This is a genomic window from Paraflavitalea sp., assembly GCF_059502485.1.
In genome coordinates this window covers 2,063,711-2,084,226 of sequence record NZ_JCACET010000010.1, presented here as the reverse complement: position 1 = coordinate 2,084,226, position 20,516 = coordinate 2,063,711, and the positions used below count along the sequence as shown (strand labels likewise).

At 42.3% G+C, this 20,516-nt stretch carries 23 protein-coding genes and 1 tRNA gene; 20 read left to right on the top strand and 4 right to left on the bottom strand.

The features are described 5' to 3' along the window. Positions 1-99 precede the first annotated feature (99 nt). The 18 genes from AC5JBY_RS25500 (at position 100) to AC5JBY_RS25415 (ending at position 13,699) form a co-directional block, all read left to right on the top strand. Positions 100-969, top strand: coding sequence for an RteC domain-containing protein (locus tag AC5JBY_RS25500; protein ID WP_495907491.1), 870 nt, complete (start codon positions 100-102; stop codon positions 967-969). A gap of 96 nt (positions 970-1,065) precedes the next feature. Next, positions 1,066-1,521, top strand: coding sequence for a hypothetical protein (locus AC5JBY_RS25495; RefSeq protein WP_495907490.1), 456 nt, complete (start codon positions 1,066-1,068; stop codon positions 1,519-1,521). Between the two features lie 35 nt (positions 1,522-1,556). Continuing rightward, positions 1,557-1,895, top strand: a complete 339-nt coding sequence (locus tag AC5JBY_RS25490; protein WP_495907489.1) for a DUF4134 domain-containing protein — start codon at positions 1,557-1,559, stop codon at positions 1,893-1,895. Positions 1,896-1,898: 3 nt separating this feature from the next. After that, positions 1,899-2,225: a DUF4133 domain-containing protein gene (locus AC5JBY_RS25485; RefSeq protein ID WP_495907488.1), complete on the top strand. Its 327-nt coding sequence runs from the start codon at positions 1,899-1,901 to the stop codon at positions 2,223-2,225. A 12-nt stretch (positions 2,226-2,237) separates the two neighbouring features. Next, the gene (locus AC5JBY_RS25480) at positions 2,238-4,712 is read left to right on the top strand and encodes a TraG family conjugative transposon ATPase (RefSeq protein ID WP_495907487.1); all 2,475 of its coding nucleotides are present in this window, start codon (positions 2,238-2,240) and stop codon (positions 4,710-4,712) included. 10 nt (positions 4,713-4,722) lie between these two features. Continuing rightward, positions 4,723-5,100 carry a hypothetical protein gene (locus tag AC5JBY_RS25475; protein ID WP_495907486.1) on the top strand — a complete coding sequence of 126 codons (378 nt, stop codon included), beginning with the start codon at positions 4,723-4,725 and terminating at the stop codon, positions 5,098-5,100. Between the two features lie 2 nt (positions 5,101-5,102). Continuing rightward, entirely contained in the window at positions 5,103-5,774 is a 672-nt protein-coding gene (locus AC5JBY_RS25470) for a conjugal transfer protein TraI (protein WP_495907485.1), read from the top strand. 5 nt (positions 5,775-5,779) lie between these two features. Next, on the top strand, positions 5,780-6,421 hold the full coding sequence (locus AC5JBY_RS25465; RefSeq protein WP_495907484.1) for a hypothetical protein: 642 nt from the start codon (positions 5,780-5,782) through the stop codon (positions 6,419-6,421). A gap of 30 nt (positions 6,422-6,451) precedes the next feature. Further along, positions 6,452-7,075 carry a TerB family tellurite resistance protein gene (locus tag AC5JBY_RS25460; RefSeq protein WP_495907483.1) on the top strand — a complete coding sequence of 208 codons (624 nt, stop codon included), beginning with the start codon at positions 6,452-6,454 and terminating at the stop codon, positions 7,073-7,075. Positions 7,076-7,106: 31 nt separating this feature from the next. Beyond that, complete coding sequence (gene traJ, locus AC5JBY_RS25455) at positions 7,107-8,363, top strand: conjugative transposon protein TraJ (RefSeq protein WP_495907482.1); 1,257 nt, start codon at positions 7,107-7,109, stop codon at positions 8,361-8,363. A 6-nt stretch (positions 8,364-8,369) separates the two neighbouring features. Next, the gene (gene traK, locus AC5JBY_RS25450) at positions 8,370-8,984 is read left to right on the top strand and encodes a conjugative transposon protein TraK (protein WP_495907481.1); all 615 of its coding nucleotides are present in this window, start codon (positions 8,370-8,372) and stop codon (positions 8,982-8,984) included. A 2-nt stretch (positions 8,985-8,986) separates the two neighbouring features. After that, positions 8,987-9,445, top strand: a complete 459-nt coding sequence (locus AC5JBY_RS25445) for a hypothetical protein (protein WP_495907480.1) — start codon at positions 8,987-8,989, stop codon at positions 9,443-9,445. Between the two features lie 15 nt (positions 9,446-9,460). Then, positions 9,461-10,708, top strand: a complete 1,248-nt coding sequence (traM, locus tag AC5JBY_RS25440; protein ID WP_495907479.1) for a conjugative transposon protein TraM — start codon at positions 9,461-9,463, stop codon at positions 10,706-10,708. A gap of 21 nt (positions 10,709-10,729) precedes the next feature. Further along, positions 10,730-11,554: a DUF8473 domain-containing protein gene (locus AC5JBY_RS25435; protein WP_495907478.1), complete on the top strand. Its 825-nt coding sequence runs from the start codon at positions 10,730-10,732 to the stop codon at positions 11,552-11,554. 41 nt (positions 11,555-11,595) lie between these two features. Continuing rightward, positions 11,596-12,483 (top strand): hypothetical protein, encoded by an 888-nt coding sequence (locus AC5JBY_RS25430; protein WP_495907477.1) that lies wholly within the window; start codon positions 11,596-11,598, stop codon positions 12,481-12,483. Positions 12,484-12,511: 28 nt separating this feature from the next. Further along, positions 12,512-12,757: a hypothetical protein gene (locus tag AC5JBY_RS25425; RefSeq protein ID WP_495907476.1), complete on the top strand. Its 246-nt coding sequence runs from the start codon at positions 12,512-12,514 to the stop codon at positions 12,755-12,757. 301 nt (positions 12,758-13,058) lie between these two features. Beyond that, positions 13,059-13,316 (top strand): hypothetical protein, encoded by a 258-nt coding sequence (locus AC5JBY_RS25420; protein WP_495907475.1) that lies wholly within the window; start codon positions 13,059-13,061, stop codon positions 13,314-13,316. Between the two features lie 77 nt (positions 13,317-13,393). Further along, positions 13,394-13,699: a hypothetical protein gene (locus AC5JBY_RS25415; protein WP_495907474.1), complete on the top strand. Its 306-nt coding sequence runs from the start codon at positions 13,394-13,396 to the stop codon at positions 13,697-13,699. 53 nt (positions 13,700-13,752) lie between these two features. Here AC5JBY_RS25415 and AC5JBY_RS25410 read toward each other — a convergent pair whose 3' ends face one another. Continuing rightward, complete coding sequence (locus AC5JBY_RS25410) at positions 13,753-15,033, bottom strand: tyrosine-type recombinase/integrase (protein WP_495907473.1); 1,281 nt, start codon at positions 15,031-15,033, stop codon at positions 13,753-13,755. A 185-nt stretch (positions 15,034-15,218) separates the two neighbouring features. Beyond that, positions 15,219-15,289 (bottom strand) — tRNA-Gln (locus tag AC5JBY_RS25405). 174 nt (positions 15,290-15,463) lie between these two features. Between AC5JBY_RS25405 and AC5JBY_RS25400 the strand changes: the two genes are divergently transcribed. Further along, the gene (locus tag AC5JBY_RS25400; protein WP_495907472.1) at positions 15,464-16,768 is read left to right on the top strand and encodes an aminotransferase class V-fold PLP-dependent enzyme; all 1,305 of its coding nucleotides are present in this window, start codon (positions 15,464-15,466) and stop codon (positions 16,766-16,768) included. 7 nt (positions 16,769-16,775) lie between these two features. Here the strand turns inward: AC5JBY_RS25400 and AC5JBY_RS25395 are convergent, their stop codons facing one another. Together AC5JBY_RS25395 and tyrS are read right to left on the bottom strand one after the other, a co-directional pair. Then, positions 16,776-17,663: an OmpA family protein gene (locus AC5JBY_RS25395; protein ID WP_495907471.1), complete on the bottom strand. Its 888-nt coding sequence runs from the start codon at positions 17,661-17,663 to the stop codon at positions 16,776-16,778. A 122-nt stretch (positions 17,664-17,785) separates the two neighbouring features. Beyond that, the gene (gene tyrS, locus AC5JBY_RS25390) at positions 17,786-19,063 is read right to left on the bottom strand and encodes a tyrosine--tRNA ligase (RefSeq protein WP_495907470.1); all 1,278 of its coding nucleotides are present in this window, start codon (positions 19,061-19,063) and stop codon (positions 17,786-17,788) included. 334 nt (positions 19,064-19,397) lie between these two features. Here tyrS and AC5JBY_RS25385 point away from each other — a divergent pair, with 334 nt between their 5' ends. Further along, positions 19,398-20,510, top strand: a complete 1,113-nt coding sequence (locus AC5JBY_RS25385) for a putative type IX sorting system protein PorV2 (protein ID WP_495907469.1) — start codon at positions 19,398-19,400, stop codon at positions 20,508-20,510. Positions 20,511-20,516 lie beyond the last annotated feature (6 nt).

Genomic DNA, 20,516 nt, shown 5'->3' with positions numbered 1-20,516 from the left:
ACTAGGGCTGCTTCAATTAGGCAAGTGTTAATTTCTTTCCTTTTTACAATAATTCTAAAATTTATGACAAGTAATTTTGTAGTATAAAATCTTGTCTGCATGGAAAGCCTATTGACTACGTGGAACCAGCTTTTTGACGAACTGCTGGCTAAACTGCAAGACGTTGAGAAACATTACAAAGAGATTATTGCAGTATCTAAGAAATCTTTTAATGTTTGTAAAGAAATTTTAGATATAGTTAAAAATAAGTTCTTGCATCAAAGTTTTTCAAAAGAAGATGAAATCGATTTCTTTAAAAATGTTAAGCCTCGCTTTGCCGGTATCTTAATCTACTATCTTAAAGTATATAATATTGAATTACGCAGACCAAAAGGAGATAAAGAAATTGTCCTGAATTATTTAAAAAAGGAAATACAGAAAGTGAATTATTTCTATGACTCATACGCTGATTTATTTCAATATATACGAAGTGGTGAAACTGACAAAGATTATATATACTTTACGCGTGGACAAATGCCCAGTCTCATCTTTCTTAATTCACACTTCTTAGAATATGATCCCCAATTTTCTTCCCCATTTGACGGGCTATTGTCCGAAATGATCGCTAACGATAAACTACTTAATTACCTGCAACTAGCAATTTACCAGTTGGACAAGGAGAAAATGCCAGAAAATAAAGTAACCAGTGAAAGTGGGTCGACACCTAAGTGGACAGATAGTAAAACAGACTTAATCGAATTAGCTTATTCGATCAAAAGCAAAGGAAGCCTTGATAATGGCAAAGCCAGTACCGAGCAAATCATCAATAGCCTTGAACAGGCTTTTTCGATTGATTTAGGCAATCATTCCCGTACTTTCCAGGAGATATTGTCCAGGAAAACTGGCTATACGCTGGGGCTTGACTCGCTCAAGGAAAGCCTTATCAAGTTTATTGACAAATTGCAGGAAAGACACCGGCCCAAAAAATAAAATTAGCACTTTCTTCCCGAGTACTCGGACACCACTCTGAATGATCGCTTTCCATTCACCCCATATTTGTAGTGTCAAATCAAATGACACGAATTTATGCTTAACAATATATCCTGGGTTTCATTTTTATTATATACAGGCGGCGCCCTCCTGGTTTACTACGTTGTTCTTGTCGTGGTGAAAGGTTCGGGGTGGTTGGTGAAGAACAGTAGCACCGGAGGGTTGCCGCCCATTTCTGCAGGTTTTAAGCGTTTTTGGACACCTCAGATTTCCGCTGACCAAAAAGAAGAAATAGGAGAGGATAAAGGCGGTAGGCTATTGCAAACGACCGTGCATGATTTGGTAGATGAGTTGCAAGCCTTTTTTTCTTCCGCCGAAAAAGCTATAAGCAAAGACGAATTATTGGCCAAACTCAAATTGATTATCACTAAATATCCCTCAATTAAAAAATCACGATACGAGGAAGGTATAACTAATCTAGTTGGTATTACTGCGGCAAACGAATGCAGTATTCAATTGACAGAAGATGAGCTTACTGGGTTATGGGTGTAGGATTATTTAATTTTTACATAAAGCAAAAGTGAAGTATGAAAATGTGCAGATTGATTTGCTTAACAAGCAAAAAGGGGATGCTCTATGCATCCATAATGGTCATTGTCTTTTCCCTGTTACATATCGAAGCATTCGCACAGGATGCCAGCGGTGCCCTTAATGAGACCAATACCCAGGTTCGTAATTACTTCGAGATTGGGATCAACATTATGTACGCGGTTGGCGGTATTGTCGGGCTGATTGGCGCCGTAAAGGTCTATCAGAAGTGGACCAATGGGCATCCCGATACTGGCTCTGTTGCCAGTGCCTGGTTTGGTGGCTGTATTTTTTTGGTGTTGGTAGCGACTTTATTACGTTCATTTTTTGCGCTGTAACAGATGGAAACAAGCGTTTACCTGATTAACAAAGGGGTGAATCGTTGCGTGGAATTTAAGGGATTGAAGGCGCAATACATCTGGTATTTGGGAGGCGGACTGGCAGGCCTACTACTGCTATTTGCAGCGATGTATATCATTGGGGTCAATATGTACGTGTGCGTAGTGATTATTCTTATCGGGGGTATTGTTTTATTTAAAACCGTATACCGTTTTAGCAATAAGTATGGTGAGCATGGCTTACTAAAGAAAGCAGCCCAACGCAAGATTCCACGCGTGATCAAATGCCATTCGAGGACGGTATTTTGCCGAAACATAGTGAGTGACTGAAAATAGTGAGCAATGGAAAAATGGTTAAAGGATGTATATCCGATATTGGCTATCGAGCATGACTGCCTCCTCTCCAAATCGGGAGATATATCAGTGGTGTATGAAGTAAAACTCCCGGAAATATTTGGCTTATCAGATGAGGATTATGAACATATTCACCAAACCTGGATAAAGGCAATCAAGGCACTGCCGGAAAATACTGTTTTTCATAAGCAGGATTGGTTTCTAAAGAATAAATACCAAGGGCAATTTGAAAAGGTAGAGCAAGACGATTTTTTAAGTCGCAGTAGCGAAAGACATTTTCATGAGCGGCCTGTGCTCGAACACAGTTGTTATATCATCCTTAGCAAAATAGCTGACGAAAAAAGAATAAACAACTCGTTATGGAGCACGCTCATCCGTCCTCACATGGCTTCCAGGCAGTCCGTCAATAAAAAGGAATGGCAATCATTCCTTGACAAGGCCGGGCAATTTGAGCAAGTATTGAAAGACTCCGGGTTTATCCAATTGAAAAGACTGAAGAACGAGGATTTACTAAGTACTGCTGATCGTCCGGGATTTGTTGAACAGTATTGTTTTCTGTCAAAGGGTGAGCATTATCCAATTGTCCGCGATTTGGAATTAAGTAATGGCATTCAGGTAGGGAATAAAAAATGCCAGCTATTTACTTTGGCTGACGCCAACGATCTACCCTCGATAACGGGCAGCAGGATAACTTACGATAAATACAGTACGGATCAATCAAAATTTCCTATTGGCTTTTCGAGTGCCATTGGTCTTTTATTATCCTGTGATCATATTTACAGCCAATATATTCTTATCGGCAATACCAGGAATACACTAAGACAGTTAGAAGCAAAAAAACTAAAGTTGCAGTCTTTAGCTAACTATTCAAGAGAAAATACTATTTCAAGGGACGCCGTCAATGACTATCTGAATGAGGCTATAAGCGAACAGCGTACAGCGGTCAATGCACATTTTAATATCCTGGCGTGGTCTGACAATGAGCAGGAGTTAGTAGACATCAAAAACAGCGTGGCTAGTGCATTTGCGCAAATGGAAGCTGTTGCAAAAGAAGAAAGAACCGGTGCCGGGCAGTTATTTTGGGCAGGTATTCCGGGAAATGCCGGGGATTTACCCCGTAACGACAGCTTTCTTTCCTTTCTTGAACAAGCCACCTGTTTTTTGATCAGTGAATCCAATGCCCGTAGTTCCTCCAGTCCATTCGGCATGCGATTAGTTGAACGCGTATCTGGTGCACCTGTATGGGTAGACCTATCAGATGAGATGGTTCGCAGGGGCGTTTGTGGAAATCGCAACAAGGTTATTATAGGCTCAAGTGGAGCAGGGAAGAGCGTATTCAGTTGTGCTTTACACCGCGCCTACTATATGTCCGGTGCGCATTGTATAATAGTAGATGTGGGCCATTCTTATTATGGGCTTTGCAGATTATTGAACGGTTACTACTTCACCTTCGACTTAAAAGACCCGTTACGTTTCAACCCGTTTTATATAGATGAAGGCGATTCGCTAGATACCGAAAAAAAAGAGAGCCTGAAAACGCTGCTTGTTGCTTTATGGAAAAGGGGGGATGAAAATTATAAACGTAGCGAATATGTGGCGCTCAGTACAGCTATTCATAAGTATTATGAATACTTAGACCAACATACTGCTGTCTTTCCCTGCTTCGATTCTTTTTATGAATGGATGCGCGACACCTATTCGATTTTACTGGTAGCAGAAAATGTTCGTGAAAAAGAATTCGATCTGGCGAATTTTCTCTATGTCTTAAAACCTTATTACCGGGGAGGAGAATACGATTATTTGCTTAATGCCACCGAGCGACTGGATGTTTTTCATCAACGGTTCATTGTATTTGAACTGGATTCGATCAAAGGTCATGAAATTTTGTTTTCAACCGTAACGCTGATGATAATGGATTTATTCATTAGCAAGATGAGAAAGCTGAAGGGAATCAGGAAAGTAATTACCATTGAAGAAGCCTGGAAGTGTATCAGCAATACGGGAATGGCCAGTTTCATGCAATTCCTGGTAAAAACCGCCCGCAAATATTTTGGAGAAATCAATACAGTTTCACAGGAAATTGATGACCTCATTAGTTCCCCTATTATCCGGCAGGCACTCATTAACAACAGTGATGTAAAAATTATTCTCGATATCAGAAAATTTCAAAACAGGTTTAAACAAATCCAGGAAGTGATGGGCATGATAGATAAAGGCGTACCCATGGTGCTTTCTTTAAATAAAGCTAATCCTGCCAACCGGAAGTTGCGCGAACTCTATGTTGATTTTGCTGGCCAGTTAATGGGCGTTTACGCGTATGAACCGTCCAGGGAGGAATATTGGGCTTTTACTACTGAAGAAAAGGAAAAGCATAGGGTTACGGAATATACTGAAAAATATGGTTCCGTACGAAAGGCTATTGAAGCTGTCGTTCGCGAAGAATTGGATCAACAAAAACATTAAAACAACCATTATGAAATTGTATTTATTATCCAGCCTGGTAATCGTAGTATTAGGTTTAGGCTGTTCTACTTCAGCAGAAGAAAAGGTAAAGCGATTTATTCCCGGTGCTTACGTGCATTTCTTTGAAAAAGAAAAATTATGGGACACACTGATATTCGGCTCTTTTAAAGAGCATAATCGAACCTTTCGCATTGTGCGCAATATGGGTTTTCACAGGGTAATCCACAATAAGCTCCTACCCAAAGAGTATAAAACCAATACAGCAATAGGCGTTTTCAATCCTGTCACCTACCAGGTGCAGCACCAGGTGGCAGGTACAGTGTATACCTTCTATCCTGATCGACACCATCTCTCCACTGCCAGTTTTATTTATGAAAAAATAGATTGATTATGAAAGCCATTATTCTTTTCGCCGTTATTGGTACCTGCACGATGGCTCCCATCACCAGCGTTGCGCAGGATCCTTTTTTGGAAATGGTCAAGGAAGCTACTAAAAAGGTGATCCGGGCGGTTGATTTAATGGTGCAGCGATTGCAAAACAAAACCATCTGGTTGCAAAATGCACAAAAGGTAATGGAGAATACCTTAAGTGAATTAAAGCTTAAGGAAATTGGCGAATGGGTAGAAAAACACCGGCAGCAATATGAAAATTATTACGGAGAACTACAGCAGGTCAAACAACTGATAGCCGATTACAAGGAGGTAAAGGCCATCGTCAACAACCAGGTATTAATAGTACAAGAGTACCGGCAGGCGATTAAATTATTTAAAGGGGATAATCATTTTTCTCCCGAAGAATTGCAGTACATGGAGAAAGTGTATGGTGGCATGCTCGACAGGAGTATGGAGAACATTGAAACAGTGACTACGATCATCACCTCGAATGTGCTACAAATGAAGGACAGCGAAAGACGCGCAGCCATACGTAAAGCGGCTGAAAAATTCACCACTGTTTTACAGGATTTACAGGCATTTACTACGAGTAACCAAAAGTTAAGTCTTCAACGGGCTGTTGACCTGGAAGAGATAGCGCATATCAAAAGTTATTACGGTATAAAATAGTGACCATGAAATTATCGCTTGTTATTTTTGTTTTTATGGCTTCTGCTTACACAGCTGAAGCGCAATTCTGGAATGAACTATTTCGGCAAAAGAAAACCCAGAAAAAGTACCTATTGCAACAAATTGCCGCGCTGAAGCAATATGCTATGCTATTAAAAAATGGGTACCGGGTGGTTAATGAAGGACTGACGTTTATCAACGATGTAAAGCATGGACATTTTACGCTCGACAACCGGTATTTTCAGTCGTTGAAAATAGTGAACCCATCGGTCAAAGGGGGCATAGGTCTGCAGACTATTGACGATCAGCTACAAAGTCTTTCACAAATACGTAGTTCCTGTATCACTTATTGTAAAAAGTATTCAGCCTACAATGCGGTCGATATTGGGCTAGTCGACCATTCATATAATGTGCTTATCACAAAAGCAGCGGAATATAAAGTAGCCTTCAAGCAACTGAATACTGACTTATTATTCAATATGTCAGATAATGATCGAGCCGAAAGAATGATCGACTTGCTTCAGCAAGTAGAAAATCTTGTCGCCTTTGCTTGCAAATTTGATAGAACGACAAGGCAGTATGCGGAGGCTACCGCAAGAGAAAAAGTAGCCATACAATCACTGGCTGATTGGTACGGACTGAATTAATAAGTGATATAATAAAAGGAGGGATCGATTATGAGGGGTTTGATTATTACAGGCATTTTTTGCCTGGTCACTACACTTAATGCTGCTGCACAATCCCAGGAAATGCAGCAATTGATTCTGAATATTGAAAAGCTCGCGCAGTTTAAATCCATTTTGGAAGACATGAAAAAAGGATATGAAATACTATCCAAAGGGTACAATGCTGTTAAGGATATTTCCCAGGGTAATTTTTCACTGCATAAAGTTTTCCTGGATGGTTTGCTGGAAGTAAGCCCCACTGTGCAAAAGTACAAGCGTATTGTTGAGACAGTAAATTACCAGCTCATTTTAATAAAGGAGTATAAGCAAGCGCTACAAAAATTCAAATCATCCGCGTTATTTGACAATTGGGAACTGCAATACATCGAAAAAGTATACAACAAACTATTTACTGAATCCCTGGCCAGCCTCGATGATTTACTGATGGTTATTACTTCCGGAAGGTTACGCATGAGTGATGCAGAACGACTGGATGAGATTGACGCACTTTATTATGACATGGAAGATAAGTTGGTTTTTCTACGGTTGTTTAATCAATCTACCGAGATGCTGTCCCTACAGCGAAAGGCAGCCAGGAAAGATGTTGAGGCGATCCGACAGTATTATGGTAAATAAATACATGAAATAGTTTAAAAACGGAGGAATTATGAGGCGTTGGGTATGTGCTTTGGGAATAATGTTGCTGCCGGTTATTGGTTTTGGTCAGGACGGTGGATGGGCTGATTATATTAATGGTTTACAGGGTGTACTTGATGATTTACTGAAGGAATTACTGCCGAAGTGCCAGGGTTTGGTGAATGTTGCCAGAGGTATAGCGGGTTTTGGCGCTATTTGGTACATAGGCGTGAGAGTTTGGCGCCAGTTAGCGAATGCCGAAAGCATTGACTTATATCCTTTATTCCGTCCTTTTGTTTTGGGTTTCGCCATTTTGATATTTCCACAGGTGCTCGCGCTTATTAATGGCATTATGCAACCTGTTTCCAATACGACGGGAAGCCTGGTGAAAGCTTCTAATGCAACGGTTGCCTTGTTGCTAAAACAAAAAGAAGAAGCGATAAAATCAACTGCCACTTATCAAATGTACCTGGGCAATGATGGCGCTGGTGACTATGCCGAATGGTATAAATACACGCATCCCAAAGATCCCAATGGCGATAACGAAGGGTGGCTGGACGGCATGTGGAACCCGATTCGTTTCGAAATGGCTAAAATTGGTTATAGTTTCAAAAACCAGGTCAAGGAAGTGATTGCAGAGGTATTACAACTCATTTATGCCGCCGCCTCTTTATGCATTAATACAATGAGGACTTTTAACCTGGTGATTCTCGGCATGCTTGGCCCCCTGGTTTTTGGCCTGGCCTGTTTCGATGGATTTCAACACACCCTAAAACACTGGTTGGCCAGGTATGTAAATGTATTCCTATGGCTACCGGTATGTAACATTTTCGCTTTTGTCCTGGGAACCATACAAGAGAAGATGCTGAAAATTGATCTCACCCAAATTGCACAGCAAGGCGATACGCATTTCAGCCGCACGGATGCCGGGTATATGATATTTATGATTATTGGCATTATTGGCTATACAACTGTTCCGAGTGTAGCGAACTACATTATGTTCGTTGGTGGTGGGGATGCATTAACCAGTAAAGTTTCCGGTGTAGGAGGTGCTGCTGCAGGAATGGCCGCTTCTGCTGGAATGGCGGCTGGTGGTTTTGCTGCGAAAGTTGGCGGGCAAGGTATGGAACAAATGAGAAGAGGCGCAGGGAATTTCGCCTATTTCGGTGAAGATATAGGTACAGGAATGATGAGCGAAAATACGAATCCAAACTCAATGGCCAGTAAAGCAGGTGGCCTGTATGGAAGGCTCAGCAGTTATTTAGGTAATAAACTAAAAGGTAAATAATACAGCATGTTCACAAAAGCAAAAAATATTGATACAGCGTTTAAGTATGTGAGGCTTTTTTCTATTGCCTTTATGATGGTGTGTTTGGCAGTAACCTGTTTTGTTATTTATTCCAGTAATGCAACGATCAAACAATTTGGTGGTAAAGTATACGTGCTGGTCAATGGTAAACTTGTTGAGGCACTGGCTATCGAACGTAATATTCCGGTTGAATTAAAGGATCACGTGTCTACTTTTCATTGGTTATTTTTTACCTTATCCGGAGATGAAAAGGCTATACAACAAAATATAGAAAGGTCATTACACCTGGTTGACGCGTCGGCTAAAAGGATATATGAAAATTTGAGTGAGCAGGGCTATTACAGCAACCTGATTGCCGCCAATATTTCGCAGACAGTGCAAATTGATAGCATTACGCTGGACATGAAAAATATGCCTTACTACTTTAAATGTTTTGCCAAGCAAACCATTAAAAGACAAACATCGGAAGTTACGCGAAGGCTGATTACAGAAGGCTATATACGAACGGGCATTCTTCAATCAGAATATAACAATCACGGTTTTAGAATAGAGAACTGGAGAATTGTTGAAAATATTGACCTCACTGTTCAACTCAAATAGCAATGTTGAAGTTATTTAAGCATAGCGGGAAAAAAGGCAGGTTTTTATTACTATCGGTAATAGCCCATAAATTACGCAGCCTACAAATCAGTATATGCCGTTACCTGCAACCAAAAATTGACCGCATCGACAGGCGTCTGTTATATCTGGTTGTAATTGGCGTCCTGTTTTTTTATGCATTGGCTAGTTTCCATATAATATGGGACGCATTTAATAGCACTGTATCTACAAATGAAAGGAAGGATATGCTGCCGGATCAAATCATGAAGCCACTGCCACTGGTAAATGATTCACTGGCATCATCTGGTGAACCTATTATTAATGTACAATCCATAAGTGCATTTAAAGCGGTGATGGATAGCCTCGCTGCGGCAAATCCCCGACTACTCGACAGCTTAAAGGAAGTGCGGCCTGGATTATTAGACAGCCTTTATACAATTCAAATAATTATCAATAATTAAAAAATACATCAGCCAATGGAACAAGATAAAAACAAAGAATTGAAAAAGCGGAAAATGCAGTTTTTTATCATCGCTCCTTTAGTAGTCATTGCTTTTTTAGGACTTATCTTTTGGGGCCTGGGGGGAGGAAACAATGCTTCGCAAGGGACAAAACAAGCTGCTAATCGTTTCAATATTACCCTTCCGCAAGCCAAATTGAAGGATAAGGAATGGAATCAATTGAAATTTTACGAGCAAGCTAAAAACGATTCGCTGAAACGGGCAGCATTAGTCAAAGATGATCCTTATTACCAACAATGGTTGACTGTCGATGAACATATAAAAGATAGTTTGTCTTTTTCATCCCGAAATTCCTCGCGGCAGTCTAACCGGTTACTCATAGCAAGAGATACTAATGAAGAAAAAATCGACAACAAAATAGCCCAGATTAATGCTCAATTAAGCAGACATGAACCCGTTGATTTAACTCCGAAAAGTGAACCACGTGACCGAACCTTAGCCATTTCGACGCCCGCTGTTGATCGCCTGGAAAAAATGATGGAGACCATGAAAAGCAGTGAACCAGATCCTGAAATGGAACAACTCAGTGAAGTAATAGATAAACTGGGCGCTTTACAGCAACCAACGGCATTTGCCAAGTGGCAGCAAGCATCTGAAAGTCAACCTGAAAAAATATTTGCTATCAGCTACCCCAAAGCTATACCTGTTACTACGCTGGGCGCAACCAATAAAAATGATGATAGTGGTGTGGCCAATAACGGGTTTTATTCAATAGATGAACCGGAAACTACAGCCAATATAAAAGGAGCTGTTAGGGCCATGGTATATGGCACACAAATTATTGGTGATAAGTCATACATTATTTTAAGACTACTTGCAGAGGTATTCGTTGGCGGGGTATTAATTCCTGAAGGTTATGAGGTTGTTGGCCAGGTTGCCCTTTCAGCCCACTCAATAGATATTATAGTCAAACAAATTGTGTTCAATCAACAAGTTTTTCCTGTTACGCTGGTAGCCTATTCACTGAATGGTGTTAAAGGTTTGCCTGCAGCAGCAAATATGGCAGGTGAGTTTGCCAGACAAACGACTGACCGTGCAGTTCAGGGAATTACTTTCAATCCTTCCCTTTCTTCTATTGGTGGCGAAGCTATCAATGCCGGTTTACAGGCTGCGAAGTCCATCATTAGCAAAATGACAAAACCCCTTTTAATTACGGTGCCTACCGGCACCCAAATTTTACTGGCAGACGAAAGAAAAGAATAATTATTTAAAAAAATCCCAATTATGTGTAAAGATTTTGTGCTGTTGTTATCGGGGTTATTGTTCCTGGTACTACAGGGTACTGCGCAACAAACGCCTAAAGTCATCAAACCCTTTTGTCTCACCATCTCCAATAAGCAGACGACCAACCTGATATTTCCATTTGCGATTAAAAGCGTGGACAGAGGAAGTGAAGTGATTTTAGCACAGAAAGCGCTAGGAGTAAATAATGTATTACAGCTCAAAGCTGACTCGGCCAATTTTGAGCCGACCAATCTTACAGTGATTACCAGTGATGCCCGTTTTTATTCCTTCCTGTTGCAATATAGTGATGCACCGATTTTGCTCAATCTGCAATTTGATCATCGAGGCGAGGAAAAGAATACCATTCCTTCACTGGGTGATGGCGCAGTTAATGAAGCTCACTATAATACTATTCTTGCTAGCGTCCTTACTGAAAAAGCATTTATTCGGAAGCGAAGCAGGCAAAGCCAGATTAAGTTATCACTTGGCCATATTAACATTGCAGACGGTGTGTTAGTTTTTGGCCTCCAACTGAAAAACAATTCGGCATTTCTCTTCAAGCCATCAAAGATCAGGTTTTATGTCAAAACCGGCGGTAAACGCAAACGCACGATTGAACAGGAAAGAGAAATATTTCCCCTCTACCCGGTTCAGGTGCCCGGTTCAATTACTGCTCATCCCCAAAAGGTAGCTATTGGTTTCAAACCTTTCACTTTCTATAATACCCAACAATTAATTATCCAGGTCGAAGAGGCTGACGGTAGAATGATAAGACTGCCCGTCAATTTGAAAACTTTACTAAGGGCCAGGGCTATTCATTTATAAGAAGGATTACTGCTTATTATTTCATTTCAAATTTAGCATTTATGACAGACAAAGAACAAACCCATATATACCAGCAGTTTAAAAATATAGGTGCTGGTAACGCCTTTACTCCCGCATTAATATTCGATTTGAAGGCAGGAGTAGCGGAGAAGCAGCATCCTTATAGCTTCGATAATAATGGCGACAAAGTGGACGTGCTCTTTCATATCAAAAAATCGGAGAACAGCAACCTTTATTTTTTGAATAAATATGAAATGGCCATTACTCCGGAGAATAAACCGGCTGAAATACGAGATACTTTTTATACAGCAGAGCCCAGGAATGTTAAGTTACAACCTGGAGAAGAAAGATTAAATAATCTCAATCGTTTCACCTTGAAGAAGGCTGCCAATTATTTAGCGGGAAGACCTGTATTTAATGCCTTTACAGATAAAGAAGGTAACCAATACGAAGCGTGGGCCAAAAGAAAATTTGATACAGGAAAAGGAAAGCATATTATGGCAAAATATCGAAAGGAGTATCCCTTCGCCATGGAAACGGCTGTAAAGAAATATTCGATAAAAGAACTTACTGTGCCTTTATTCCAGGAGCGCATGTACGATTCTTTTAAACGTGGCAACTTGCAATTAGTCAATTTTGTTGGCAACGGTGGACATGAAGAGAAATTGTACGCTTCCCTTAATATTGGTCTGATAGCCGGTGGCTCATTAGATGTGTATAACCTCAACAAAGAAAAGTTATCCACGCAGGAGCTATTTGATAGAGGGTTTATCGGTAACGATCTCGCCGAGAAATTAAAAGAAAGGATGACTAAAAAGATCGAACCCATTACGCAAAATCTTAAACCTGCTAAGGAAGGAGGTGAGGTAAAGCCAGAAGTAAAACTTGTAAAAGAAAAGAAAATAACCAAGAAACAAAAAATGTCCTGATCAATCCCAAAAGTAAAAGCGATACATCATGAAACAGCAGGAATGGAGAATAATCGCACCGCAGCCGCCGGCAGTCAATCGTGAACAGTATGCGCCGCGAGACATATCGCTCTGGGTATTGGTCAAGGAGATCATTAAACAGCTGTTCTTTGATTTTAAGGATATGCGAATACCTCCCGTCATGCATAGCCAACAGCAGGAGAAAGGACGGGAGCGCGCATATCCTGAGCAAGAAAAGCGCATGCGTCGGGAGCGAATTAACAGGATTAGATAGGTAAAAGCATGAACGCTGCAGCCGCGATACATCTTCGCCATTTCTTACAGGCCATTGGTGATAATCACCGAATGGGTCCAGCGCATATAAGTGTATATGTTTGTCTCGTGGCCAGGTGGCACGGTGATGAAGATACACCTGTTTCAGTTTTCGCAAAAGAAATTATGCGGGATGCCAAAGTGCTTGGACAGGCTACCTATTTCAAAGTGCTCCGGGAGCTACAGGAATGTAGGCTGATCAAATATGAGCCATCTTTTAATCCCGCCATAGGGAGCACTATTTACATCTTAAAATGTGAAGTATGAAAATGTTTATTGTGAGGGATGAAAAAGAGTATAAAATATTCCGTGTTCAAGCTGACGACGAAATCGCTTTTAAAAAGGAGTATGGAAAGAAAGTAGTTGCTGAAGGTGCTAATTTAGGCGAGGTAGTCAACAAGTTCCAGGAGCTGGATTTACCAAGAATGCCTATTAATGCGGAGATAGAGACGAAGAAGGAATTGCCGGACGATGATATTGAAGCTCATCATTTGAAACATAGGCGTCGGCAGCAGCAATGACAAGTTCTGCAGATTAATGTTTGATCTAAATTTTTGTATTTAAATTGTTGGTGCTGGATAAATAATCAAACGTGTGTATGGATAGTGTGCAAAAAGGAAGTGTTTTAGTCATGATTCCAGAAGCTGAGTGGATGCAGCTGAAAGAGACGCAGCAGATGATACTTAACATTGTTAGGGCTTACTGCGAACCAAAGCGGGAAATTAAAACGCACCTCTCGGGATTTCTTACTGCGCTGGAATTTATGAACGCCGTCAAGATCAAGCGATGGAAATTCGATCAGCTAATTGGTGGAAACAAAATTAAAGCCATTAAAAAGAAAAGGAGGATTTATGTGCCGGTAAGCGAGGTAGAAAGGTATTTCACCGATCCAAAAATTCAATAACAGCTATTGGTAACTGAGTGGTTGGTCTTACGACCAACCATTGCATTATAACCTCATATATCAAACCTGTTCAAATCGACTTTCTTCACCCCCTCAATCACATCAGCGAGATTGATATCAAAATATTCTGCAGCGGATTTTTCGTCTTCATGTCCCATCATTTTGGGAACCATTGCTCTTTGCGCGCCGTACCGGATGAGCAATTGAGAATAGGTTGTTCTTCCCATTTTATTAAACACTGCCGTATTCCATTTCAATAGCGTGCATATTTTTTTGAGATTACGGTTAAAGGCCTGGTCGGTCTGCATAATGTCCCTACGGAATAAATGGGGGCTTTGCGGATCTTCGCAAAGATATTTTTTCATTAGTGGCATGGCATTCTTAAAGAGCCATAAAGGAATAATAGCCTGGTGATCATTTTTATATCTTCCTTTGTCAATATAGTATCCTAAATCGGGGTCTTTACGTAAATCGGTTTTTAAAGCCTCTTTAAAATCGTTATAATACCAGCCAGTGTAGATGAGGATCAAAAATATATCTCTATCCCTTTCCTGCACTCTTTGTTTCTCGTCGAATTGGAAATTTTTCCAACAGGTGATCTGTTCCACTTCCAATTGTTTTTTCTTGGTTTTGCCGGCACTGACAACAATGTCTTCGAAAATTTCTTCCTGGTGGTCCCTGGTAATTTGATTATCCTTGCGTGCCCATTCTACGACTTTTACGCAGGCATTAAAATAGCCTTTAATAGTAGAAGCTGCCAGGTTTTCTTTTTCTAAAAACTTTTTAAAATCTTCAAACAGGCTTTCCGAAAGATCATTAAAGGTAATGTCTGGATTGAATTTATCCAGCTTCTTCAATGCTGCATCGTAGCGCTTCATGGTTTCTGGATCCAATGATTCGGGAGGATCTACTATGACATGACGGAAAAATTCATTGAAACTATCCAGGTTATAATCCTTGTTAAGTTCTTTAAGGATTAAAAACATGGTCAGTCGCTTATTCATCGTGTAGTAGCGCTTATTTAAGTCCCTGAGCAGGGTTAAAGTATCACTGATCTTGTTGTTGATTTCAAAAGCGTAGGGATGATTGAGCTTGACCCAACTCTCGGGTTTGTCGGCCCATTCATGCTTGGCTACTTTTTGTGGGACAGGTATTTCGTAGTACCGCCGGTTAGTCCGGGATATGTATATTTCGATATGAATGGGATAGAGGCCGCACTGATTTACTTTACCCCGGTAGTTCCATATAGGAGTATACACAGGCATTCCCCTTCCTGGTTTTAGGCGTTTGTTGCACGACAATTGGCCGTTTTTTTCGATATTCATTCTGCTCATGTTTCTGCATTATTTTTATCACAAAAAAGATGCAACACAAAGCGCAACACAAAGTGCAACACATTTGAGCGGAATGAACAGGAATTACCAAAACTTACCGAAATGAAAAAACCGCTCAAATTTTTGAAATTGAGCGGTTTAATGACTTTTGGAAGTTGACAATTATTGTCGGTTTCTTACCTGTGTTGCCCGACCTGGATTCGAACCAAGACAAACTGAACCAAAATCAGTTGTACTACCATTATACTATCGGGCAGCCTTGCCAATTTCTCAATTGGGAGTGCAAAAATAGGGGTTCAGGTGATTTGTGCCAAATGCTTTTTGAAAAAATTTAGCTATTCTCCTCATATTCTTTCTTTTACCAGCAATCATAAACCGCTGGACACATTAGATTTATTGATTAATTTTCCATCCAACCCAACTGCACAACATGAGAAATCCTTCTACCCGGCGCTCTTTCCTGCATAAAGCAGGGCTGTTCTCCGCTACCAGCCTGCTGGCGGCGCTCGCCCAGCCGGCCTGGAGCCGCGGACTCGACCGCGCCCTGCAACACGCCGCCGACACGCCGCCCGACCAACTGGCCAGCGACGAAGACTTCTGGTACTATGTCCAGCAATCTTATACAGTTTCCCCCACCATCATCAACCTCAACAATGGTGGCGTAGCCCCCTCGCCCAAAACGGTGCAGGAAACCATGAAGCACCTGCACGACCTCAGCAATCAGGCGCCCAGCTTTTATATGTGGCGCATCATAGACCAGGGCAGGGAACCGCTTCGTAATAAACTGGCGCTCCTGGCAGGTTGCTCTGCGGAAGAAGTGGCCATCCACCGCAACGCGTCAGAAGCTTTGGAAACAATCATATTTGGCATACCCCTGAAAGCAGGTGATGAAGTCGTGTTGGCTAAACAGGACTATCCCAATATGATGAACGCCTGGAAGCAACGCGAACTACGGGATGGTATCAAACTGGTTTGGGTAAACCTGGACCTGCCCAGTGAAGACAATGATTACATGACCAGTATATACACCAAAGCGTTCACGGCTAAAACCAAAGTGGTGCACCTGACACATGTCATCAACTGGAACGGGCAAATCCTTCCCGTACGTAAAATAGCCGATGCGGCGCATCAAAAAGGGATAGAAGTTGTAGTGGACGGTGCACACAGCTTTGCCCAGTTTCCCTATACTATACCAGAGCTCGGCGCCGATTATTTTGGCACCAGTCTCCACAAATGGCTGAGCGCCTGTATCGGGAGCGGATTGCTCTACATCAAAAAAGAAAAGATCAAAAACATCTACCCGCTTTTCGCGGCGCCCGATCCCAAAAGTGAAGACATCCGCAAGTTCGAGAACATGGGCACCCGTCCGTTCTTTATCGAGCAGGCGATTGGAAAAGCGATCGATTTCTATGATATGATCGGCGCCCAGCGCAAAGAGCAACGCCTGTTCTACCTGAAGAATTATTGGATGGAGCGCGTGAAAAATATACCCAAAGTACAATTGGGCACTTCCATGAAGCAAGGGTTTGGCTGCGCTATCGGACTGGTGAATATAGAAGGTAAGAAACCTTTAGAGTTTGATAACTTCTTGTTCAATAAATGGAAAATACATACCACTTCATTGGAATGGGAAAACTTAAAAGGTGTGCGCATAACGCCCAATGTATATACCTCCACTAAAGACCTTGATGTGTTGGTAAAAGGTATAGAAGCTTTTGCAAAAGGCGGGTTTTAGTGGCAGGTCACTTGCTGATGATCTTGATCTCTACGCGCCGGTTTTTAGTCTCCTCCCAGGAAGAACGTTCCTGGGGATACAACTTTTTACTACTGCCAAAGCCTTTGTATTCCATCCGCTTGGCGGCAATGCCGGCGCTAACGAGATAGGTATAAATGGCTTTGGCGCGCTGCACCGACAGGTCAGGAGCACCTGTATCTACGTCAGGTCCATCAGCGCCTCCTGAAATACAACAGATATGTCCCTGGATCTCGATCCGCAGGGTTGGGTTATCCTTCATCACCCTGTACAGTTCCCGCAGAATACCATAGGACCCTGACAAGAGATAATGGCGGCCTGGTTCAAAATTCAGGTCGGGCAACACCAGCGTGCTGCCCACTTTGGTAGCAGTGTCATTAATGATGGATGATAAGTTGATTTTGTTGGTATCCCTGACTGGTCTTGTTTTAGGCGGTTCCTCTTTGGGGACTGTTGCGGTTACTGCTACTGGTAATTCCTTTACAAAAACAAGGACAACCCGCCGGTTGATAGCTCTTGCTTCATCGGTGGCGGCAGTCAGCAACGGAGCACGTTTCCCCATGCTTTCTTCCTGGCCGAATAGGGTGGAGGAAAGACCTTTATTGACCAGGTATGTTTTGGCCGACAGTACTCTTTGTTGTGACAAGGAATCATTATAGGCATGAGAGCCGATAAAATCACAATGACCGGAGAGGCTTACTTGTTTGATTACTGCTTTGGTGTTCGATTGCAGAAAACTGTCCAGCACAGTGACCGATCGGGGTGTGATCAATGACTGGTTGTAGTCGAAATGGATCAACAGGGTGTCCTGCGATTGCTGTGCACTGGCTGCAATACACGATGCCAAGAGGAGCAAGCTATAATAAAAGGATTTCATACCGGTTCGTTTCACGCTTATACTTCGTAAGACGAAAGAATGCTAACGAGGGTTGGGGTACGCAAAAACAAAAGGGACGGCCTGCGGGCCATCCCTTTTTATGAATCAGTTTACCGGATGTATTAATTGGCTTTTACCAGGTAATAATTGCTTTTGCCTCTTTGCACCAATAAATATTGCCCATGGAGCAGGAGGCTGCTTTCGATAGTAAGCTGGATACTATCCACTTTCTTCCGGTTAATGCTTACACCACCGCCCTGTACTGTTTTACGGGCTTCGCCTTTGCTGGGGAAAATGCCTGCTTCTGCGAGGAAGGTAACTACGTCTACCCCCTCCTTGATCTTATCGGCAGAGTAATCGAATTTCTGCAGGCCTTTCAGGTTTTCCAGGTCTTCGAGGCTCAACGATTCAGCCGGCGCGTTTTGATTGGCAAACATCTTTTCGGTAGTTGCCATTGCTTCGGCCAGCTCTTTTTCTCCGTGTACGAAAAGTGTTACTTCCCGGGCCAGTGTTTTTTGCAGGTGCCTGGCTGCGCCTTCTTCCCGGTGTTTGCTCATTAATTCATCCACCACTTCGGGCGTCAGGAACGTAAAGATCTTGATCCATTTCTCGGCATCAGCATCTGTTGCTTTTAGCCAGAACTGGTAAAAATCATACGGCGTGGTTTTAGCCGGGTCCAGCCAGACATTTCCTTTTTCTGTTTTGCCAAACTTGGTACCGTCGGCCTTGGTGATCAACGGGCAGGTGAATGCGAATGCTTCACCGCCAGCTTTCCGGCGCACCAGCTCAGTGCCGGTGGTAATATTGCCCCACTGGTCGCTACCGCCCATCTGGAGCTTGCAGTTCTTGTGGGTATAGAGCCAGTAAAAATCGTAGCCCTGCATCAACTGGTAAGCGAATTCCGTGTAGCTGATACCCGTGTCGCCCTCGATGCGTTTCTTCACACTGTCTTTGGCCATCATATAATTCACGGTGAGGTGCTTACCTACATCGCGCAGGAAATGGATAAAAGATATATCCTTAAACCAATCATAGTTGTTGGTCATTTCTGCCGCATTGGGCAGGGAAGGATCAAAGTTGAGGAACTTGGCCAACTGATTGTGGATGCCATTCACATTTATCTGTAACTGCTCTTCACTCAACAGGTTACGCTCTTCGCTTTTCATGGAGGGATCGCCGATCATGCCCGTAGCGCCACCTACGAGGGCAATGGGTTTATGCCCCGCCTTTTGCAGATGTACCAGCAGCAGAATAGGTACCAGGCTGCCAATATGAAGGCTATCGGCCGTGGGGTCGAAACCAATATAAGCGGTGGTCATCTCTTTTTTGAGCTGATCTTCTGTTCCCGGCATAATATCCTGGAGCATGCCTCTCCAACGTAATTCTTCTATTAGGTTCATAATATATATATCTTTGACATTGAACGGCTAAGGGTATTGCTTTATTAATAAGACATCATGGGCAAACCAATCAGGCTCCGATCCCGTATTTAGCAGCGGGTCCTTACCCTCATTAACCCGTAAATCAATGAATTGTGCAAATGTAAGGATTACGGGAGGTTTACCCGGACGGAAGCAATATTTTCGTTATAAAATCGTTAGCCAAAGTTGGGTTTCAGAGCGGCCGGAAATGAAGTATTTTTCAGCTATTCTACTGGACCTCAGGTTACGTACAGCCAATATCTTAATGAAATAACCTTTGTAAATGAAATTGCTTATCCCGAAAATTGGAATAATGAAGCGCGTTTTATGTGTTGTCGTAACCCTTGTGATGTTGTCATCACAAACGAGATCTTTTGCGCAATTCCGGAAATACTCGAATGAGTTTCTGAATATTGGAGCAGGTGCGCGTGGATTGGCGATGGGTAGTGCCCAGGTGGCCAGTGTGCACGATGGTACAGCTGGTTACTGGAACCCTGCCGGCCTGGTGCATGTGAAAGATCAGCCGCAGCTCAACCTAATGCATGCGGAATACTTTGCAGGCATTGGCAAGTACGACTACGGCAGCCTGGCCATCCCCCTGAAAGATAACAAACGTGTGCTGGCCCTGTCATTACTCCGCTTTGCGGTCGACGACATCCCCAATACCATCTTCCTCGTAGAGGCAGACGGCACTATCAACTACAATAACATTACCAGCTTTTCTTCGGCAGATTATGCATTCCTACTGTCGTTTGCTCAGCCTATAAAACTGAATGATCCTAATAAAAGCTTAAGTGTTGGCGCCAATGCCAAAGTGATCCACCGGAAAGCAGGTGATTTTGCTACCGGCTGGGGTTTTGGATTTGACCTGGGGGTTCAATATAAAAACAAAAACCTTCAGTTGGGTGCTACCGTGCGGGATGTAACAACTACGTTCAACGCATGGACGTTCAACCTCAATGAACGTGAAAGAGAAGTATTCTTTGCTACCAAGAACGAAATACCTGTTAAATCGACAGAATTGACCGCCCCCAGGCTGATACTGGCGGGTGCTTATAATTTTAAGATCAGCAAAACGCTCAACCTGCTGGCAGAAGCAAATCTTGACCTCACTTTTGATGGCAAACGCAACACTGTTTGGGGTTCTGATGTCATGAGCATTGATCCTAAGTTAGGGCTTGAACTGGCCTGGAAAGATGTGTTCTTTGTACGTGGAGGTGTGAACAATTTTCAGCAGGGACTGGATGATGGCGACATTACCAACCAGAAAAAAGTATGGATCTACCAGCCCAGCATAGGTGCCGGGTTTAAAATATCCGATGTTCAGATTGATTATGCTTTTACTAACCTGGCCAATCAATCCAATCCGTTGTATACCCATGTTTTCTCACTTAGGCTTGACCTGAAGAAAAAACAGAAAAAATAATTGCCT